Annotated in this window: 17 protein-coding genes; 12 read left to right on the forward strand and 5 right to left on the reverse strand. The window is 68.6% G+C overall.

Going from position 1 to position 19,545, the window contains the following annotated elements:
- Positions 1 to 33 precede the first annotated feature (33 nt).
- The 3 genes from ACH5N8_RS05345 to ACH5N8_RS05355 are packed head-to-tail and all read right to left on the reverse strand — an operon-like array spanning position 34 to position 3,760.
- Positions 34 to 1,950: an ATP-binding cassette domain-containing protein gene (locus ACH5N8_RS05345; protein ID WP_483282799.1), complete on the reverse strand. Its 1,917-nt coding sequence runs from the start codon at positions 1,948 to 1,950 to the stop codon at positions 34 to 36.
- A gap of 37 nt (positions 1,951 to 1,987) precedes the next feature.
- Positions 1,988 to 2,437: a DUF2845 domain-containing protein gene (locus ACH5N8_RS05350; RefSeq protein ID WP_483282800.1), complete on the reverse strand. Its 450-nt coding sequence runs from the start codon at positions 2,435 to 2,437 to the stop codon at positions 1,988 to 1,990.
- A gap of 18 nt (positions 2,438 to 2,455) precedes the next feature.
- The gene (locus ACH5N8_RS05355) at positions 2,456 to 3,760 is read right to left on the reverse strand and encodes a citrate synthase (protein WP_460027771.1); all 1,305 of its coding nucleotides are present in this window, start codon (positions 3,758 to 3,760) and stop codon (positions 2,456 to 2,458) included.
- 213 nt (positions 3,761 to 3,973) lie between these two features.
- On the opposite strand from ACH5N8_RS05355, the gene truA reads away from it, so the two are divergent.
- The 12 genes from truA to ACH5N8_RS05415 all read left to right on the forward strand — a co-directional run bounded on the left by truA (position 3,974) and on the right by ACH5N8_RS05415 (position 15,705).
- Positions 3,974 to 4,822 carry a tRNA pseudouridine(38-40) synthase TruA gene (gene truA, locus ACH5N8_RS05360; RefSeq protein WP_483282801.1) on the forward strand — a complete coding sequence of 283 codons (849 nt, stop codon included), beginning with the start codon at positions 3,974 to 3,976 and terminating at the stop codon, positions 4,820 to 4,822.
- Complete coding sequence (locus ACH5N8_RS05365) at positions 4,785 to 5,444, forward strand: phosphoribosylanthranilate isomerase (RefSeq protein ID WP_483282802.1); 660 nt, start codon at positions 4,785 to 4,787, stop codon at positions 5,442 to 5,444. The genes truA and ACH5N8_RS05365 overlap by 38 nt, the downstream gene beginning before the upstream one ends.
- Complete coding sequence (gene trpB, locus ACH5N8_RS05370; RefSeq protein WP_460027774.1) at positions 5,425 to 6,639, forward strand: tryptophan synthase subunit beta; 1,215 nt, start codon at positions 5,425 to 5,427, stop codon at positions 6,637 to 6,639. Before ACH5N8_RS05365 ends, trpB begins: the two co-directional genes overlap by 20 nt.
- Positions 6,636 to 7,454: a tryptophan synthase subunit alpha gene (trpA, locus tag ACH5N8_RS05375; RefSeq protein ID WP_483282803.1), complete on the forward strand. Its 819-nt coding sequence runs from the start codon at positions 6,636 to 6,638 to the stop codon at positions 7,452 to 7,454. Before trpB ends, trpA begins: the two co-directional genes overlap by 4 nt.
- A 16-nt stretch (positions 7,455 to 7,470) precedes the next feature.
- Positions 7,471 to 8,379, forward strand: coding sequence for an acetyl-CoA carboxylase, carboxyltransferase subunit beta (gene accD, locus ACH5N8_RS05380; RefSeq protein ID WP_460027776.1), 909 nt, complete (start codon positions 7,471 to 7,473; stop codon positions 8,377 to 8,379).
- Positions 8,380 to 8,405: 26 nt separating this feature from the next.
- Positions 8,406 to 9,680, forward strand: coding sequence for a bifunctional tetrahydrofolate synthase/dihydrofolate synthase (folC, locus tag ACH5N8_RS05385; RefSeq protein ID WP_483282804.1), 1,275 nt, complete (start codon positions 8,406 to 8,408; stop codon positions 9,678 to 9,680).
- Between the two features lie 5 nt (positions 9,681 to 9,685).
- The gene (locus ACH5N8_RS05390; RefSeq protein WP_483282805.1) at positions 9,686 to 10,609 is read left to right on the forward strand and encodes an SPOR domain-containing protein; all 924 of its coding nucleotides are present in this window, start codon (positions 9,686 to 9,688) and stop codon (positions 10,607 to 10,609) included.
- Positions 10,610 to 10,655: 46 nt separating this feature from the next.
- A complete protein-coding gene (locus ACH5N8_RS05395; RefSeq protein ID WP_483283172.1) occupies positions 10,656 to 11,171 on the forward strand; it encodes a CvpA family protein in 516 nt (171 codons plus the stop codon).
- Positions 11,172 to 11,181: 10 nt separating this feature from the next.
- Entirely contained in the window at positions 11,182 to 12,690 is a 1,509-nt protein-coding gene (gene purF, locus ACH5N8_RS05400; RefSeq protein ID WP_460027779.1) for an amidophosphoribosyltransferase, read from the forward strand.
- A gap of 13 nt (positions 12,691 to 12,703) precedes the next feature.
- Positions 12,704 to 13,891 carry an O-succinylhomoserine sulfhydrylase gene (locus tag ACH5N8_RS05405; RefSeq protein WP_483282806.1) on the forward strand — a complete coding sequence of 396 codons (1,188 nt, stop codon included), beginning with the start codon at positions 12,704 to 12,706 and terminating at the stop codon, positions 13,889 to 13,891.
- Positions 13,892 to 13,930: 39 nt separating this feature from the next.
- The gene (locus tag ACH5N8_RS05410; RefSeq protein ID WP_483282807.1) at positions 13,931 to 15,277 is read left to right on the forward strand and encodes a UDP-glucose dehydrogenase family protein; all 1,347 of its coding nucleotides are present in this window, start codon (positions 13,931 to 13,933) and stop codon (positions 15,275 to 15,277) included.
- An 89-nt stretch (positions 15,278 to 15,366) separates the two neighbouring features.
- On the forward strand, positions 15,367 to 15,705 hold the full coding sequence (locus tag ACH5N8_RS05415) for a hypothetical protein (protein WP_483282808.1): 339 nt from the start codon (positions 15,367 to 15,369) through the stop codon (positions 15,703 to 15,705).
- Here ACH5N8_RS05415 and ACH5N8_RS05420 read toward each other — a convergent pair.
- Together ACH5N8_RS05420 and ACH5N8_RS05425 are read right to left on the reverse strand one after the other, a co-directional pair.
- On the reverse strand, positions 15,660 to 17,738 hold the full coding sequence (locus tag ACH5N8_RS05420; protein ID WP_483282809.1) for an iron-containing redox enzyme family protein: 2,079 nt from the start codon (positions 17,736 to 17,738) through the stop codon (positions 15,660 to 15,662). The genes ACH5N8_RS05415 and ACH5N8_RS05420 overlap by 46 nt on opposite strands.
- Positions 17,735 to 19,501, reverse strand: a complete 1,767-nt coding sequence (locus ACH5N8_RS05425; RefSeq protein WP_483282810.1) for a carbamoyltransferase family protein — start codon at positions 19,499 to 19,501, stop codon at positions 17,735 to 17,737. Before ACH5N8_RS05425 ends, ACH5N8_RS05420 begins: the two co-directional genes overlap by 4 nt.
- Between the last annotated feature and the right edge of the window lie 44 nt (positions 19,502 to 19,545).

Below are 19,545 nucleotides of genomic sequence, written 5' to 3' on the forward strand. Positions count from 1 at the left end.
CGGGTGGGGGACATGGGGGTGGAAGTGGCCGGTTCAGCCGCCGCCGCCTTCCTGCAGGGCCTCGAGCGCTTCCCAGCGGGCGTAGGCGGATTCCAGCCGGGCCTGTCTCTCGGCCGCCGCGGCCTGGGCCTGGGTGATGGCTTCCCGGGGCTGCTGGTAGAAGCCGGCCTGGGTCATGGTCTGGTTCATGGCGGCGATCTCGGTTTCCAGACGTTCGATGGTGGCGGGCAGCTCGGCCAGCTCCTTCTGCTCCTTGTAGCTGAGCCGGCGCGGCCTGGCGGGGGCCGGGGATGGCGGCGGTGCGGCGGTGCGGGGCTGTTCCGCCGCCGGGGCAGGGGATGGCGCGGGCTGGGCTAGCGCCGGTCGCTGGCGGACCCAGTCGTCATAGCCGCCGACGTATTCGTTGACGACGCCGTTGCCCTCGAAGGCCAGCACGCTGGTGACCAGGTTGTTGAGGAATGCCCGGTCATGGCTGACCACCAGCACGGTGCCGCTGTAGTCGATCAGCAGTTCCTCCAGCAGATCCAGGGTGTCGGCGTCGAGGTCGTTGGTGGGTTCGTCCAGCACCAGCAGGTTGGCGGGCTGGGTGAACAGCCGCGCCAGCAGCAGCCGGTTGCGTTCGCCGCCGGAGAGCGACTTGACCGGCTGGCGGGCGCGGTCCGGCGTGAACAGGAAATCCTGCAGGTAGCCGATGACATGGGTGTTGCGCCCGTTGACCGTGACCCGGTCGCTGCCCTCGGCGACGTTGTCGATGACCGAGGCCTCCTCGTCCAGCGCCGTGCGGTACTGGTCGAAGTAGGCGATCTGCAGGTTGGTGCCGAGCCTGATGGTTCCGGTGGTGGGCTGCAGCTGGCCCAGCATCAGCCGCAGCAGCGTGGTCTTGCCGCAGCCGTTGGGACCGATGATGCCGACCTTGTCGCCGCGCAGGATGGTGGTGTTCAGCCCCTCGACGATGGGCCGGTCCGCATAGCGGAAACCGACTCCCTCGGCTTCGACCACCAGTTTGCCGGAGCGCTCGGCCTGCTGGATCTGCAGGTTCACCTGGCCGGCGCGGACGCGGCGCTCGCTGCGGGCCTCGCGCATTTCCTTGAGCCGCTTGACCCGGCCCATGTCGCGGGTGCGCCGGGCCTTGATGCCCTGACGGATCCAGGCCTCTTCCTGGGCCAGCTTCTTGTCGAATTCGGCGTTGGCCCTGGCTTCGGCCTCCAGCAGCTCCGCCTTGCGCCGCAGGTAGGTCGGATAGTCGCCGGGAAAATCGGTGAGCCGGCCGCGATCCAGCTCGATGATGCGGGTCGCCAGCCGCTGCAGGAACACGCGGTCATGGGTGATGAACACCAGGGTACCCGGCCAGCCGAGCAGGAATTCCTCCAGCCAGAGGATGGCCTCCAGGTCGAGATGGTTGGTCGGCTCGTCCAGCAGCAGGACGTCAGGCTGCGAGGCCAGCGCCCGCGCCAGCAGCACCCGCCGCTTGAGTCCGCCCGAGAGGGCGGCGACATCGTCGTCGATCGGCAGGCTCAGGCGGGTGAGCAGGTTCTCGACGGTCTTTTCCATGTCCCAGGCGCCGGCCGCCTCGATCACATGCTGGCATGCCTCCAGCTCCTGCAGGTTGGCCGCGCTCGGCTGGCCGGCCAGCTCGTGGGTCAGGTGATGGTAGCGGCGGATGGCATCGCCGATTGCGCCGAGGCCGGCCGCGACTACGTCGAAGACGCTGCCGGCCGTTTCCAGCGGCACTTCCTGGTCAAGGCGGGCCACCCGGACGCCGTCGGCATAGGCGAGATCGCCGTCGTCGGCGACGATCTGCCGGTCGATGAGCTTGAGCAGGGTCGATTTGCCGGTGCCGTTACGGCCGACCAGGGCGACCCGTTCGCCCTTTTCCAGCGAGAAGCCGATGCCGTCCAGCAGCGGGTGACCGTAGCCGAGATGGATGTTGTTGAGCGAAATGAGCGACATGGCGCGTGTCGGGCAAGCAGGGGAAAGGTATGGCGGTTCAGTGGCGCAGGTGCCACAGGGTTTCGATCCAGGCCAGCCGGCCGGCCTCGAAATGCAGCGCCTTGGGCACGCTGACATCGTCGTAGAACCAGACCTCGATGTCCACGGGCACGGAGTAGCTGATCGGCACCGGCATGCAGACGGTTCTCGGCACGCTGGACGGGCTGCCCGCCGCTGATGCCGGGCCTGGCTTGGACGGCAGGGGCCGGGGTTCCATCACGGTCTGGCATTGCTGCTGGTAGACGGTCTGCAGGCGCCATTCGGTCTGGTGTTCGGCCGACGCCGGATCGCCGCAGAGCGATCGTACCTCGTAGAAGCTGTGTCCCGGTTCGATCAGGCGGCCGTTGCAGCGCCAGGCCCAGACCGTCGGGGCGCCGCCCAGCAGCAGAAGCAGGGCGGTGGCCAGTCGCGGCGGTGCGGTCGGTCGGCGCGGGATGGACGGGCGCACGGTGCCGGAGCGGATGCTTCAGCCTTCCGCGCGCACGCGCTGTCCCAGCGGCAGGTAGCTGCGCAGGGACGGGCCGACGTAGATCTGCCGGGGTCTCGCGATGCGCGTGCCGGGATCCTCGATCATTTCCTTCCAGTGCGCGATCCAGCCGGGCAGCCGGCCGAGCGCGAACAGGACGGTGAACATGTTGGTCGGGAATCCCATCGCCCGGTACAGCACCCCGGAATAGAAGTCGACGTTGGGATAGAGCTTGCGTTCGATGAAATAGGGGTCGGTCAGGGCCGCCTCCTCCAGTCCCTTGGCGATGTCGAAGATGGGGTCGCTGATGCCGAGCTGGTCGAGAATCTGGTCGCAGTATTTCTTCAGGATCGCCGCCCGCGGGTCGTAGCTCTTGTAGACGCGATGGCCGAAGCCCATGAGCCGGAAGGGGTCGTTCCGGTCCTTGGCCTTCTCGATGTATTTCCGGTAGTGGCAGCCGTCCCGGGCGATGTCCTCCAGCATCTCGATGACCGACTGGTTGGCGCCGCCATGCAGCGGTCCCCACAGCGCGCAGACGCCGGCCGAGATGGAGGCGAACAGGTTGGCCTTGGACGAGCCGACCATGCGCACGGTCGAGGTCGAGCAGTTCTGCTCGTGGTCGGCGTGCAGGATGAACAGCACGTCCAGCGCCTTGCGCACGGTCTCGCTGGCGACGTAGTCACGCATCGGGGTGGTGAACATCATGTGCAGGAAGTTCGAGACGTAGTCGAGCTCCGGGCGGGTATAGGCGAAGGCCTCGCCCACCGAGCGCTTGTAGGCGAAGGCCGCCAGCACCCGGACCTTGGACAGTAGGCGGGTGATGGTCTGGCTGGCCTCCTTGGCGGTGGGGTTGGGCTTGAGCAGCTCCGGGTGATACACCGACAGCGAGCAGACCATCGACGACAGGATGGCCATGGGATGGGCATGTCCCGGATAGGAGGTGAAGAAGCTCTTCATGTCCTCGTGAATCAGGGAATGCAGCAGGATCTTGTCCTTGAACCGGGTGAATTCCTCCGCGGTCGGCAGCTCGCCGTGGATCAGCAGGTAGCTGACCTCCATGAAGGTGGATTTCTCGCACAGCTCGGCGATGTCGTAGCCACGGTAGCGCAGGATGCCCTGATCGCCGTCGATGTAGGTGATGGCGGATTTGCAGGCACCGGTGTTGGCATAGCCGGGGTCGAGGGTGATGTAGCCGGACTCGGCCTGCAGCCGGGTGACGTCCACACCCTTCTCCTGCTCCGTGCCGATAACGACCGGCAATTCAACGATTTGCCCGTCCAGTTCGAGTTTTGCCGTGACAGCCATGAACCTTCACCTTGTGATTGCGTTGTATGCTTGGATGCACAGGAGTGTATCGGTAACCCCCCGGGCTTCGCCAGCGGCGGCCCCCGCCACGCCGGGGAATGCCCGCGTCTCGCGATGCCCGGCGCAACGGCGGCAACCGTCCGCTTGTCCGGGAACGGGCAGTAGCCCGCCGACACCGTGATCCGGCTTTGATGAGGGAGCTTGCGAGTTTCGATGCGTATCGCAATGGGCGTGGAATACGACGGTTCCGGCTTTGCCGGCTGGCAATGGCAGCCCGGCCGGCGGACCGTGCAGGAGGAGCTGGAAAAGGCCCTGGGCCGGGTGGCCGACGAGCCTGTGCGGATCGTCTGCGCCGGGCGCACCGATGCCGGCGTGCATGCCACGGCGCAGGTGCTGCACTTCGATACCGGGGCGGCGCGCAGCCCCTACTCCTGGGTCATGGGCAGCAACTCGCGGCTGCCGCCGGATGTCCGCGTGCTCTGGGCCACGCCGGTTCCGGACGATTTCCATGCCCGCGCCAGCGCCATCGCCCGTCACTACCGCTACGTGATTCTCAACCGCGGCATGGCCTCCGCCCTGAGGCGGCGGCAGCTGACAACCGTGCATCTGCCGCTGGCGGTCGCGCCCATGCGGGAGGCGGCCGCGCATCTGCTCGGCGAGCACGATTTCTCCTCCTTCCGGGCGCAGGGCTGCCAGTCCCGCAGCCCCAACCGCTATCTGCACTTCATCCATGTCGAGCGTGAGGGCGATCGCATGCGCATCGACATCTGTGCCAACGCCTTCCTGCATCACATGGTCCGCAACATCGCCGGGGTCCTGATCGATGTCGGCACCGGCCGGCAGCCGGCGGACTGGGCCCGGCAGGTGCTGGAGGCCCGCGACCGCGCCGCCGGCGGTGTGACGGCCCCGCCCGACGGGTTATACTTCGCCGGCATCCACTATCCCGCCGCTTTCGGCTTGCCGCGCCATCCCATCTTCGATCATCTGCCCGCCGATGCCCGGCGCTACAGCCCTGCCGAGTGCCGTGAAAATTCCATATCCCTGCCATCGAACTCGGGTTAAAATTTGCGGCCTGACGCGCCCCGGCGACGCCCTCAAGGCGGTCGAACTGGGCGTCGACGCGATCGGCCTGGTCTTCTATCCGCCCAGCCCCCGGCATGTCACCATCGAGCAGGCCCGCGCCATCGTTGCCGGCTTGCCACCGTTCGTGACCGTCGTCGGCCTGTTCGTGGACGAGTCCCCCGCCAGCCTGCGCGAGGTGCTGGCGCAGGTGCGCATCGACGTGTTGCAGTTCCATGGCGACGAGGACCCGGTGCATTGCCGGGCGTTCGGCAGGTCCTGGATCAAGGCGCTGCGCATGAAGCCCGGCCTGGACCTGGCCGCAGCCATGGCGCCCTACGCGGGCGCCGGCGGCTTCCTGGTCGATGCCTGGCAGGCCGATGCGGCCGGCGGCACGGGGGCGACCTTCGACTGGCGCCGGCTGCCGGCGGAGCTGGCCCATCAGGTGATCCTGGCGGGCGGACTGACGCCGGACAACATCGGCGCCGCGCTCCGGTCGGTGCGGCCCTACGCGGTGGATGTCTCCAGCGGCGTCGAGGCCGGCAAGGGCATCAAGGATGCCGACAGGATGGCGGCTTTCCTCAAGCATGTGCAGCGATTTGACTATGAGCGACTCAGCGACTGAACCCTACAACCTGCCGGACGAGCGTGGCCATTTCGGCCCCTATGGCGGCGTCTTCGTGGCCGAGACCCTGATGGAGCCCATCGAGGAGCTGCGCCTGGCCTACCAGCGCTACCTGCAGGACCCGGAATTCCTGGCCGAGCTGGACCGCGACCTCCAGCACTATGTCGGCCGGCCCTCGCCGGTCTATCACGCCGAGCGGCTCAGCCGTCATCTCGGCGGCGGGCAGATTTTCCTCAAGCGGGAGGATCTCAACCATACCGGCGCCCACAAGGTCAACAACACCATCGGCCAGGCCCTGCTGGCCAAGCGCATGGGCAAGACCCGCATCATCGCCGAGACGGGCGCCGGCCAGCATGGCGTGGCCACGGCGACGGTGGCGGCGCGGCTGGGCCTGGAGTGCATCGTCTACATGGGGGAGGTGGATGTCGCGCGGCAGGCGCCCAACGTCCTCCGCATGCGGCTGCTCGGCGCGCAGGTGGTGCCCGTGTCCTCCGGTTCCCGGACGCTCAAGGACGCTCTCAACGAGGCCATGCGCGACTGGGTGACCAACGTCGACAACACCTTCTACATCATCGGTACGGTGGCCGGCCCGCATCCGTATCCGGCCATGGTGCGCGATTTCCAGGCCATCATCGGCCGCGAGTCGCGAGAGCAGATGCTGCAGCAGACCGGCCGCCTGCCGGACGCGCTGGTGGCCTGCGTGGGTGGCGGCTCCAACGCCATCGGGCTGTTCCATCCCTTCATCGGCGACGCCGGCGTGCGCATGTACGGGGTCGAGGCGGCCGGCGACGGCATCGAGACCGGCCGCCATTCCGCACCTCTCAGCGCCGGCCGGCCGGGCGTGCTGCACGGCAACCGCACCTACCTGATGGAGGATGAGGACGGCGAGATCATCGAGACCCACTCGATCTCGGCCGGTCTCGACTACCCCGGCGTCGGTCCCGAGCATGCCTGGCTGAAGGACAGCGGCCGGGCCACCTACGTCAGCATCACCGACACCGAGGCGATGGAAGGTTTCCATACCCTGACGCGCATGGAGGGCATCATTCCCGCGCTGGAGTCCAGCCATGCCGTGGCCTACGCGATGAAGCTGGCGCCGACCCTCAGCCAGGATCAGCAGATTCTGGTCAACCTGTCCGGTCGCGGGGACAAGGACATCAACACCATTGCCGCTCGGGAGGGCATCGCGCTGTGAGTCGATTGACTGCCAAGTTCCAGGCCCTCGGCCAGGCTCGCCGCACGGCCCTGATTCCATTCATCACCGCGGGCGATCCGACCCCGGCGTTCACCGTTCCCGCCCTGCACGCACTGGTCGAGGCCGGCGCCGACGTGCTCGAGATCGGCGTGCCGTTCTCCGATCCGATGGCCGACGGCCCGGTGATCCAGCGCGCCAGCGAGCGCGCCCTCGCGCACCACATGAGCCTGCGCAAGACCCTGGCCCTCGTCGGCGAGTTCCGCCAGCGCGACCAGGATACGCCGGTCGTCCTGATGGGCTACCTGAACCCGGTCGAGGCCATGGGCTATGCGGCGTTCGCCGAGCAGGCCAGCGCGGTCGGCGTCGACGGCGTGCTCACCGTCGACATGCCGCCCGAGGAGTCGTCCGAGCTGCTGATCCTGCTGGAGCGGGCGGGCATCGATCCGATCTTCCTCCTGGCGCCCAACAGCACCGAGCAGCGCATACGCAAGATGGGGCAGCTGGGGCGCGGCTATCTCTACTACGTCGCCCTCAAGGGCGTGACCGGGGCCGCGCACCTGGATCTGGCCGATGTCGAGCGCAAGCTGGCCCAGATTCGCGGCCTGACGGACCTGCCCCTGGGCGTCGGCTTCGGTGTCAAGAACGCTGGGACGGCGGCCGCCATCGGCCGTTTCGCCGATGCGGTGGTGGTCGGCAGCGCCCTGGTCGGCAGGATTGAGGCGGCGGGCGAGGATGCCGGGCGAGCTTTGTCGGATATCGTCGAATTGATACGGTCCATGCGCGAGGCCCTGGACGCGGCCTCCGCGGGCGTCTGAGCGCGGAGAGAAAACCTTGAGCTGGTTCCACAAGCTAGTCCCGTCCAAGATCCGCACCGAGGCCTCCAGCAAGGGCGCCGTGCCCGAAGGGCTGTGGAGCAAGTGTCCGCACTGCAACGCCATCCTCTATCGCTCGGAGGTCGAGCGCAATCTTGCCGTCTGCGCCAAGTGCGGCCACCACATGCGCCTGAGCGCCCGCAAGCGCCTGCATGCCTTCCTTGACCCGGGCAACCGCATCGAACTGGCGGAGTCGCTGGTTTCCGTGGATGCGCTGAAGTTCAAGGACAGCAAGAAATACAAGGATCGCCTGAGCCAGGCACAGAAGGCCACGGGCGAGAAGGATGCCCTCATCGTCGTGGCGGGCCAGCTGCTGGGCCGCCCGCTCGTGGCTGCCGCCTTCAACTTCGAGTTCATGGGCGGGTCCATGGGCTCCGTGGTCGGCGAGCGCTTCGTGCGCGGCGTCAACCACTGCATCGCCCAGCGCGCCCCCCTGGTGGCGTTCTCCGCCAGCGGCGGTGCCCGCATGCAGGAATCCCTGCTGTCGCTGTTCCAGATGGCCAAGACCAGTGCCGCCCTGGCGATGATGGCCAAGGCCGGCATTCCCTTCATCTCGGTCATGACCGACCCGACCATGGGCGGGGTATCGGCCAGCCTGGCGATGCTGGGCGACATCAACATCGGCGAGCCCGGCGCGCTGATCGGTTTCGCCGGTCCCCGCGTCATCGAGCAGACGGTGCGGGAAAAACTGCCGGAAGGCTTCCAGCGCAGCGAATTCCTGCTGGAGCACGGCGCGCTGGACATGATCGTGGATCGCCGGGAGCTGCGCGAGCGCATCGCCGGCCTGATCGACATGCTGCTGCCCGATGCCCGCCGGAGCCCGGAACCGGATCCGCATCTCATGCTGGGGTCCGGCGAAAGCCTCTGAAAGCCCCCTGGCGCAGACTGCGATCCATGCGTTTCGGCACGCTGGCCGAGTGGCTGGCCTGGCAGGAGACCCTGCACCCCAAGGCCATCGACCTCGGACTGGGGCGTGTTTCCCGGGTTCTGGCCGGCATGGGGCTGCCGCCATCCCTGCCGTACACCATCAGCGTCGGCGGCACCAACGGCAAGGGCTCCTGCGTCGCGATGCTGGACAGCATCCTGCGCGCCGCCGGCTACCGGGTGGGCACCTACACCTCGCCGCACATCCTGCGCTACAACGAGCGCATCTGCATCGATGGCGTGCCGGTCGACGACGCCCGCATCATGCGGGCCTTCGAGCGGATCGAGGCAGCGCGGGGCGACATTTCCCTGAGCTTCTTCGAGTTCGGCACCCTGGCGGCCCTGGAGATTTTCAGCTCGGCCGGGCTGGATATCCAGATTCTGGAAGTGGGGCTGGGGGGACGGCTCGACGCGGTCAACATCGTCGACGCCCAGATTGCCCTGATCGCCAGCATCGACATCGATCATCAGGAATGGCTGGGCGATACCCGCGAGGCGATCGGTCGCGAGAAGGCCGGCATCTTCCGCCGCCAGCGGCCCGCCGTGCTCGGCGATCCCGACGCGCCGGCCTCGGTGCTGGCCGTGGCCGAGGAGAAGGGCGCCAGGCTTGCCCGGCAGGGTGTCGATTTCGGCTTTGCACTGGAGGGCGACCGCTGGTCCTGGTGGGGCCATGGCGGCCGGCACGAGGGTTTGCCGCCGCCGGCCATACCCGGCGAGCATCAGTACCTGAATGCGGCGGCGGTGCTCCAGTGCCTGGCCCAGGCCCATGCGGCGCTCCCGGTGTCGCGGGACGCGCTCGAGCGGGGGCTGCGCGAGGTCCGGCTGGCGGGCCGGTTCCAGTATTTCTCGGGCGAGATACCGGTCCTGCTGGATGTCGCCCACAATCCGCAGTCGGTACGGGTGCTGGCGGGGCATCTGCGCCGGCACTTCCCGGGGCGGCGCGTGCATGCCGTCTTCTCGGTCATGCGCGACAAGGATATCCCCGGCATACTGGCGCCGATACAGCCGCTCATCGATCACTGGTATCTGGCTCCCCTGAGCCTGTCGCGGGCCGCGACGCCTGAAGAGTTGACGGAAATCCTCCATAATGCCGGCATCGACCGTGTCGAGAGCGGCTTTGCCGATGCCGCCGCCGCCTGTCTGACGGCCAGGGCCCGGGCGGTGCCGGGAGATCTGTTGCTCGTCTTCGGTTCGTTTTTTCTGGTTTCTGACTATCTGGCACAGGTTGCCGGTCAAGGGGGTTGATGCCTATGGACGAACAATTGAAGCGCCGCCTGATCGGCGCGGCCCTGATCATGGGGCTGCTGGTGCTGGTGGTGCCCTACTTCTTCGAGGACAAGACACCCACCGACCCGGCCGCGCTGCCCAGGGCCCTGGAGGAGCGACCGCTGGAACTGCCCCGCGACGATCGTCCCGCCGCCACCGCCCCGGCCGCCGACGCCGGCGCGCCGGCGGCCACCGCGACATCTTCCCCGGCATCGCGCAAGCGCAAGTATGAGATCGTCCCGCTGGAGGAGGCGCCGCCGAAGCCGGCCAGAATCGAGCCCGCCGACGTCCCGCCGCCCGCCGCCGATGCCGAGGCGGACGCCCTGGCTGTGCCTGGCGACGAGGAGGCCGAGGCCGGCATCCCTGCGCCGCCCGCCGCCCCGAGGTCTGCCGCGCCCGTGACCAGCCGGGCCGCCCCGGCACCCGCCGCCAGGAGCCCATTGCCCCGGCAGCCGGCGACCAGGGCCGAGGCAAGCCCCGCGCCGAGGCCGGCAAAACCGCCTGCCGCCGTCGCCAGCAAGGCCACTTCCGCCAAGCCTGCCACCGCGGACAAGACCGGCAAGCCCGCCGCGGCCGCGGACAGGAAACCGACCGCCCCGCCGGCTGCCGATGCCAGCCAGAAAACTGCCAGGAAGCCGGCTGCGGCCGCCAGCGCGCCGGCCCAGCCCCCGGCCGCCCAGTACACGGTGCAGGCCGGCACGTTCGCCGACGAGTCCAATGCCCGCAAGCTCGCGGAAAAGCTGCGCAAGCGCAATCTGCCGGTGAATATCCATCCGGCCGACGGCGCCAACGGCAAGGTCTACCGGGTAACCGTCGGTCCCCGGCTGGATCGGGCCCGCGCCGAGCAGATCCAGAAGCAGTTGTCCACCGACGACGGTGTCCAGGGCGTCATTCTGCAGAGTCGCTGATGGGTGAGCGCCGTTCCTGCCCCGATGCCGGGTGCGGCTGCGCGTGATGCCGTTCAACTGGCTGGATGTCTTCATCGTTGTCGTCATCGGTCTCTCCGGGCTGGTGGGCATGGTGCGCGGGCTGGTGCGCGAGGTGCTGTCGCTGGCCTCCTGGGGGCTGGCCATCTGGGTCGGCGTCAGTTTCAACGGTATGGTGGCGGATACGCTGACCACCGCCATGCCCTCGCCCACGGCCAGAACGGCGGCGGCCTTCGGCATCCTGTTCATCCTTACCCTGCTGCTGGCGGGCATGGTGGGATTCCTGCTGACGCGCATGCTGGAAAGCACCGGCCTGTCCGGCATCGATCGCCTGGCGGGGCTCTTGTTCGGTCTCGCGCGCGGCGCCCTGGTGATCACGGTGCTGGTGTTCCTGGCGCGCTCCTCTCCCTTGCCCCGCGAGAACTGGTGGCGCCAGTCGCAGCTGATGCCCCTGTTCCAGTCGCTGGCGCTGTGGCTGGATACCCAGCTCCCGCCGGGACTGGTCTCGCGCCTCGACAGCAAGTTCGTTTTCCCGACCAAGTAGACAGACGACTATGTGCGGTATTGCCGGAATCGTGTCCCATGAGGACGTCAACCAGGAACTTTATGAAGCGCTCACGGTGTTGCAGCACCGCGGCCAGGACGCGGCCGGGATCGTCACCTGCGAGGGTGACCGGTTCCACCTGCGCAAGGACAGCGGGCTGGTCCGCGATGTCTTCCATACCCGTCACATGCTCAACCTGCGTGGCACCATGGGGATCGCCCATGTGCGCTATCCGACCGCCGGCTGCACCACCTCGGCCGAGGCGCAGCCGTTCTACGTGAATTCGCCCTATGGCATCACGCTGGCCCACAACGGCAATCTCACCAACGCCGAAACCCTGAAGAAGGAGCTGTTCGTCCAGGACCAGCGCCATCTCAACACCGATTCGGATTCCGAGGTCCTGCTGAACGTGTTCGCCCACGAGCTGCACGAGCTGGGCAAGCTGCGCATCGGCCCGGAGGATGTCTTCCACGCAGTGGCCGGGGTGCACGCGCGCTGCCGCGGCGCCTATTCCGTCGTGGCCATGATCACCGGATTCGGGGTGCTGGCCTTCCGCGACCCGCACGGCATCCGCCCGCTGATCTACGGCGAGCGCAAGACCGATCGCGGGACCGACTACATGTTCGCTTCCGAAAGCGTCGCCCTGGATGTGCTGGGCTTCGCCACCGTGCGCGACCTGGAGCCCGGCGAGGCCATCTTCATCGAGCGCGACGGCACCCTGCATGCCCGCCAGTGCGCGCGGCAGACCAGCCTGTCGCCCTGCATCTTCGAGTACGTCTATTTCGCCCGGCCCGATACCATCATCGACAACATCTCGGTCTACAAGGCGCGGCGCCGCATGGGCGACAAGCTGGCCGACAAGATCCGCCGCCTGCGCCCCGACCACGACATCGACGTGGTCATCCCCATCCCCGACACCAGCCGCACGGCGGCGCTGCAACTGGCCAACAAGCTGAAGGTGAAGTACCGCGAGGGCTTCATCAAGAACCGCTACATCGGCCGGACCTTCATCATGCCGGGCCAGCAGCTGCGCAAGAAGTCGGTGCGCCAGAAGCTCAACGCCATCAGCATGGAATTCAAGGACCGCAACGTGCTGCTGGTGGATGATTCCATCGTGCGCGGCACCACGTCCGAGCAGATCATCCAGATGGCCCGCGATGCCGGCGCCAACAAGGTCTATCTCGCCTCGGCCGCGCCGCCGGTGCGCTACCCCAACGTCTACGGCATCGACATGCCGGCCGCCGAGGAGCTGATCGCCCATGACCGCACCGAGGCCGAGATCGAGCATGCCCTGGGCTGCGACTGGCTGATCTACCAGGACCTGCCGGATCTGATCGACGCGGTGCAGCGCGGCAATCCCGCGATACGGCGCTTCGATACCTCCTGCTTCAACGGCGAGTACGTTACCGGCGACGTCAATCAGGCCTACCTCGATCGGCTGAGCCATCACCGCAACGACCAGGCCAAGGCCAACCGGCAGGGTTCGGCCTCGACCATCGGCCTCTACAACGTCGGCTAGGGAGACCAGGATCATGGACGAAATCGACTGGAGCGGGTTCCATCCGGACACACAGGCCATTCGCGCCGGCCAGCACCGCACGCCCGAGGGCGAGCATGCCGAGCCGATCTTTACGACCTCCAGCTATGTCTTCGGCAGCGCCGCCGAGGCGGCCGCCCGCTTCTCCGGCCAGGTGCCCGGTAACATCTACTCGCGCTTCACCAATCCCACCGTCCGCACCTTCGAGGAGCGCCTGGCGGCGCTGGAGGGCGGGGAGCGCTGCATCGCCGTCGCCTCCGGCATGGCGGCCATCGCCAGCCTGGCGTTCGGGCTGCTCAAGGCCGGCGATCACGTGCTGTGCTCGCGCGGGGTGTTCGGCAATACCGTGCTGCTGTTCCAGAACTACCTGGCCAAGTTCGGCGTGGAAACGACCTTTGTCGACCTGACCGACGCGGCCGCCTGGGCGGCCGCGATCCGCCCGGCGACCCGGCTGCTGTTCGTCGAGACGCCATCCAACCCGCTGACCGAGATCGCCGACATCCCCCGGCTGGCGGACCTGGCCCACCGGCATGGCGCGCTGCTGGCGGTCGACAACTGCTTCTGCACGCCGGCCCTGCAGAAGCCGCTGGCGCTGGGCGCCGACATCATCATCCACTCCGCCACCAAGTACCTGGACGGGCAGGGCCGTTGCGTGGGCGGCGCCATCGTCGGCGAGCGCGAACTGCTCGACAGGCATGTCTATCCCTTCCTGCGCACCGGCGGGCCGACCATGAGCCCCTTCAACGCCTGGGTATTCCTCAAGGGGCTGGAAACCCTGGGGCTGCGCATGCGTGCCCACAGCGACAATGCCCTCGCCCTCGCCACCTGGCTGGAGCGGCAGGCCGTGGTCGAGCGGGTCAACTATCCCGGCCTGCCGTCCCACCCCCAGCATGCGCTGGCCATGCGCCAGCAGACGGCGGGCGGCGGGATTGCCAGCTTCGAGGTCCGCGGCGGGCGCGAGGCCGCCTGGCGAGTCATCGACGCCACCCGGCTGCTGTCCATCACGGCCAATCTCGGCGACGTCAAGACCACCATCACCCATCCGGCCACCACCACGCACGGGCGCCTGACCGCGGACGAGCGCGAGGCCGCCGGCATCCGCGAGGGCCTGATCCGCATCGCCGTGGGGCTGGAACACATCGACGATATCCGCGCCGACCTGCAACGCGGCCTGGATGGCTGAGCCCCGCGACCTTCCATCACTGCTTCGGGAAAACCTGTCATGAAAGTCACCATCTTCGGGTCCGGCTATGTCGGACTGGTCACCGGCGCCTGCCTGGCCGAAGTCGGCAACGAGGTCGTCTGCGTCGACATCGACCAGGGCAAGATCGACCGGCTCAACCAGGGCGAGGTGCCCATCCACGAGCCGGGACTCGACGCGATCATCGCCCGCAACCGGGCGGCCCAGCGGCTGCGTTTCACCACCGATGTCGACCTGGGCGTGGCCCACGGCCTGTTCCAGTTCATTGCCGTCGGCACGCCGCCCGACGAGGATGGCTCGGCCGATCTCCAGTATGTCACCGCCGTCGCGCGCGCCATCGGCGAGCGCCTGCACGATTACCGCATCGTGGTCAACAAGTCGACGGTGCCGGTCGGTACCGCCGACAAGGTGCGGGACACCATCCGCGCGGTCCTCTCGGAGCGGCAGGCGGCGATCGAATTCGATGTCGTCTCCAACCCCGAATTCCTCAAGGAAGGCGCCGCCATCGAGGATTTCATGAAGCCGGACCGCATCGTCGTCGGCACCGACAATCCGCGCACCACCGAACTGCTGCGGGCGCTGTACGCGCCGTTCAACCGCAACCACGACCGCTTGGTATGCATGGACATCCGCTCCGCCGAGCTGACCAAGTACGCCGCCAACGCCATGCTGGCGACCAAGATCAGCTTCATGAACGAGCTGGCCAACCTGGCCGAGCGACTCGGCGCGGACATCGAGAAGGTGCGCGTCGGCATCGGCTCCGACCCGCGCATCGGCTATCACTTCATCTATCCGGGCTGCGGCTATGGCGGCTCCTGTTTCCCCAAGGATGTCAAGGCGCTGGAACGCACCGCCCGCGAGGTGGACTATTCGGCGCAGCTGCTGCAAGCGGTGGAAGGCGTCAACGAGCGGCAGAAGCTGCGGCTGTTCGAAAAGCTGGCGGCCTATTTCCAGGGCCGGCTGCAGGGCCGCACCTTCGCCCTCTGGGGCCTGGCCTTCAAGCCCAATACCGACGACATGCGCGAGGCGTCCAGCCGCGTCCTCATGGAACGGCTGTGGGCCGCCGGCGCCCGTGTGCGGGCCTTCGATCCCGTCGCCCGGGACGAGGCGCGGCGCCTGTACGGCGAGCGTGCCGATCTGGTGTTGTGCGACAGTCCCGAGGCCACCCTGGAGGGGGCCGACGCGCTGGTCATCGTGACCGAGTGGAATGTCTTCCGCAGTCCGGATTTCGACATGATCAGGTCGACGCTCTCGCACCCGGCCATCTTCGACGGCCGCAACCTCTACGATCCCACCCGCCTGAAAAGCCTGGGGTTCCACTACTTCGGCATCGGCCGGGGCGAGGCCACCCGCGCCCCCGGCGCGTAGAATTCGGCGCGGCCCCGTTCCGGCGCACCCGGATCGGGCACGGCCGGCACCGCGGTAAGCTTCCCCGCTGGACACACGGAGGACAGGCGATGCATTCGGGAGCGCGCAGGCCGTCGGCGAGCGGCCCATGGTCGGACGAGCAGCTGGACCGCTGGGCGCGCCTGCGGCGCGGCGGCATGCGGCACTTCATCTGGTCGCATGGTGTGCTGCGCTGGGGCGGCTTCATGTTCTGGTTTTCCCTGGCGGTGTTCCAGTACGCGCATTTCGGCACGCCCTTCAGCCTGGAGGGCAACTGGCTGTTGCGCGTGCTGCTCGCGCTGCTGACCTGGACCTTCGTCGGCTATGGGTACGGGCGCTCGCAATGGCATCGCAACGAGGCCATCTACCGGTGCCAGCGCCCGGACGCCACCGCCGGACTGGAGGCCTGAGCCGGCTCGCCGGGTGCCCGGCCGCCCGGCTCGGCGACCCGCCAGCCCAGCCGGTGCAGGGCATAGCGCAGCAGGATGCCGGCCGACAGGCGCAGACTGGCGACAGCGAACATCCGGTAGCCGCAGCCGATCCGCGCCCAGGCCGACGCGACCGCAGCGTCGCCCTCGTGCTGGCGCAGGTCCTCCAGATAAAGCTCGATGGCCTGCCGCGCCCGCGCGGTGTGTCCCGAGGCGGGATTGTCGATGGACAGGTGCAGCCGGACGATGGTCGGGTCCATGCCATGCCGGCGGAGGATATCCACGGCCCGCAGGTAGCCCGCGCCGAGACCGCTCAGCTCGATGGCAAGGTTGAGACCCAGCCGCTCCGCCCGAAACCGTTCGCCGGCCAGTCCCATCGCCAGCAGGCAGGCGGGGATGTCGAAGGCCGCGTTCATGCAGCCGGGCTGGTCGACGAAGGCGGGGTCCGCCAGTTCCGGCAGCGCGATCCCCTGGCTTTCCAGCAGCCGCCGGTAGACGTTCGGGTGATGCCAGTCAGGCCGGCCCTCGCCCAGTTCGTCGACCAGTATCTGCAACAGGTGGCGGTCGCTGGCAGTGAGCGTTTCGGCCGCCCCGGCGCTGCCCGCGAGCCAGGCGCCGTCCACTAGGATCGCCGGGGCCAGTTGCAGCAGGGTCCAGCGGCAGAACGCGCGGTCTACCGCCGGCACCCTGGCCAGCGGCCGATAGCGGCCGACTTCGGCGCGGTGCCGCGCCGCGATGAAATTGCCCAGAACACCGGTTGCATAGCTTGTCGGCCAGCCCTTGCGGTGCAAATAGGCCAGCCGGCGTGCCCACCCCAGCCAGCGCGCCACGCAGGCGTCGGCCACCGGTTGCGCCTCGGTGGCCGACTCGCAGCGCAGCAGATGGCGGACGATATCCCTGACCTTGCGCGGCTGTGACGCGGGCGCCGCCGGCCCGGGTTCGCCGGCGGGCAGGACCGGGTCGACGACGGATGCCGGCCCTGCGGGTTGCGGTTCACCGCCTGATGCAGGCGCGGCCAGCCAGGCGCGGATGGCGTCCTGTTCCCCGGCATCGAAGACGCCGAACATGGGGCCGCCGAACGCCGTCGCCCGCAGCAGCCGGCTGCCGGCCGGACAGGTGCCACGGCCCGGCGGCGACTCGCGCAGGGCTGCGAGCAGCGCCGGCGTCTCCTGCGGACAGGACCGCAGCCAGTCGTCCAGGTTGCGGCCGGCCAGCCGGACCCGGCCGTGATAGCCGATGGCGTGCGGCAGCTTGGCGGCGACGATGGCGGCCATGCGGCTGGACGGAGCGGCCGCGGGCGTTTCCCGTGGCTCGGCCAGTGCCTGATACAGCCGGGAAAACGCTGCGACATAGAGCGCCGCGCCGGCGGCGACCCGGGCCGGGTCCAGGTCCGCCGCGGCGACCTCGGCCCGCAGGTCGGCCAGATGCCGCTGCCGCAACCGGCTGTCGGCCGGGTCGTCCCAGCTGGCGGGTTCGCGCGTCAGGTGGGCGAGGGTATAGCCGGCGATTTCGGCCGCCCGCGTCATCGGGTACTGGCTCAGCGCCAGGTGCAGCGCGGCCAGGGCCACGCCGGCTTCGGGCAGCGCCGGGTCGGCGAAGAACAGCGGGCTGCGCAGCTCGGGCAGGGTGATGCCCGCCATGACCAGCCTGGCCCGATAGCGCAGGGGCGGGGCGTCCGCGGGCGATTGCAGCCCGACCAGTTCCGTGAACAGCTGCAACAGCCGATTCGTCAGCGGGCGATGACTGGTGGCCGGCAAGGCGATGCGGGACAGCCACACACCTTCCAGCAGGCCGGCCGGCGCCATGCCGGTCAGCCATCGCCTTTCCCCGTCCGTGCCGGGTGCCGGCCCGACATCCGGAGCCGGCCGCCAGGCTGTGCCGGGCGCGGTGCGGGCGTCGGCCAGTGCCGCTGCCTCGGCCAGGGCGGTCGCCAGCAGGCGATCGGCCGCTTGCCGATCGGCGGCTTGCCGGGGGCCGTTCAGCCAGCGCTGGCAGCGCGCGCGCAGCGGGCTCATGCCAGCCGGCCGGGTTTGTCGAACATATAGTCGCCGATCACCAGCGCATCCAGGCCCGAGCCCATGAAGACGGCAAAGGCATCCTCGACGCTGTGGACGATGGGTTTGCCCATGACGTTGAAGCTGGTATTCAGCAGTACCGGAACCTGCGTCAGGTCGTGGAAGCGCCGCAACAGGGCGTGGAAGCGCGGGTTCCAGTCCGGCCGGACGGTCTGCAGGCGGCCGGTGCCATCGACATGTACCACGGCCGGTACCCGGTCGCGGACATCGGGCCGGAAGCGCAGCGTGCGGTCCATGTAGGGCGTTTCCTGGTAATCCTCGAAATACGCGGGGCCGAACTCGTCCAGGATGGCCGGCGCATAGGGGCGAAACCGTTCGCGGAACTTCACCGTGGCGTTGATCCGGTCCATCATCGCCGGTGAGCGGGGATCGGCGAGGATCGAGCGGTTGCCCAGCGCCCGCGGGCCGAATTCCGCCCGTCCCTGCATCCAGCCGACGACATGACCTTGGGCGAGCAAGCGCGCCGTGGCGTCGACGACGGCGCCGTCGGGCAGGTGCCGGACCGGTAGGCCGGCGTAGCGGGCAAAGCGCGCGGCGGCGGCAGCATCCACCTCGCTGCCGAGATAGGGCGAGAGCGGCGCGGGCGCCGGAACAACCTCCGGGTGATTCTCATGCCAGGCCAGCAGCGCCGCGCCCAGCGCCGTGCCGTCGTCGGCCGGCGCCGAGGGAATGTGCAGGCGCCGGAACGGTGTCGCTGCCAGCAGCTGGCCGTTGGCGACCGAGTTCAGGGCGCAGCCGCCGCCCAGCGCCAGGTTCTCCTCCCCCGTTGCCCGCTGCAGGTTGGCCAGCAGCTGGTTGACCAGCTCGACGAAGAACTGCTGGCCGGTATGGGCGAGGTCGGCGGCCGCCTCCGGTGGCTCCTCGGGGGGGCGGCGGCGGCTTTCCAGCTTTTGCAGAAGCCTGAAAAAGGTCGAACGGTCCTGGTGGATGTCCAGTCCTTCCACCCGCATCAGGTCGCGCAGCCAGCCCAGCACTTCCACGTCGGTCCGGCCGTAGGACGCCAGGCCCATGACCTTCCATTCCTCGCCGCCCAGCCAGTCGAAACCGCACAGTTCGGTCAGCTTCATGTAGAAGAACCCCAGGCTCTGCGGTCCGCGCGAGACGAACAGCGGCGTCAGCCGCCCGCGGCCATAGCGGAAGAAGGCCAGCGAGCCGCGTTCGCCGTAGGAGTCGATGACGGCGGCGGCCGCCTCGCCGAAGGGACTGCCATGGCAGGCGAGAGCGGCGTGGGCAAGGTGATGGTCATAATGGCGGAAGACGACCTCGGCGCCGGGGTAATGCCGCCGCAGGCTGCGGGCGAGGTTGAGGCCGGACCGGCGCAGGGCGTGATGCTGGCATGCCTGCATGTGGTTGAGTTCCCAGGTCGGCAGGCAGGTGGTGAGCTGGCGGCCCCGGTAGCCCAGGATGCCGCGCGGCGTCAGCCAGCCGAGTTGCCGGGCCAGCCGCTCGTACCAGGGGCGGGCGGCGCGCCAGTTGCCGGCGACGACGAAACGCTCCGCGTCCGGGCAGTGGCGGGCCAGCAGGTCGGGCAGCTGGAAGGGCTGGTCCGGTTCGCAGTTGAGGGCACGCTTGTATTGCAGTACCCGCTCGGTGGCTTCGGCGAAGCGGATGTTGCCCTGGCCGTCGATCAGGGCGACGGCGGGATCGTGATAGGTCGAACAGAAGCCAAGGTAAACTGTGCGTGCGTGTGGTTGGGGATTCATGATGGCCTTCGGGAGCGCGTCGTGATTGACCCGGGACGGATGCG

The sequence above is a fragment of the Methyloparacoccus sp. NF-16 genome, from assembly GCF_056880625.1.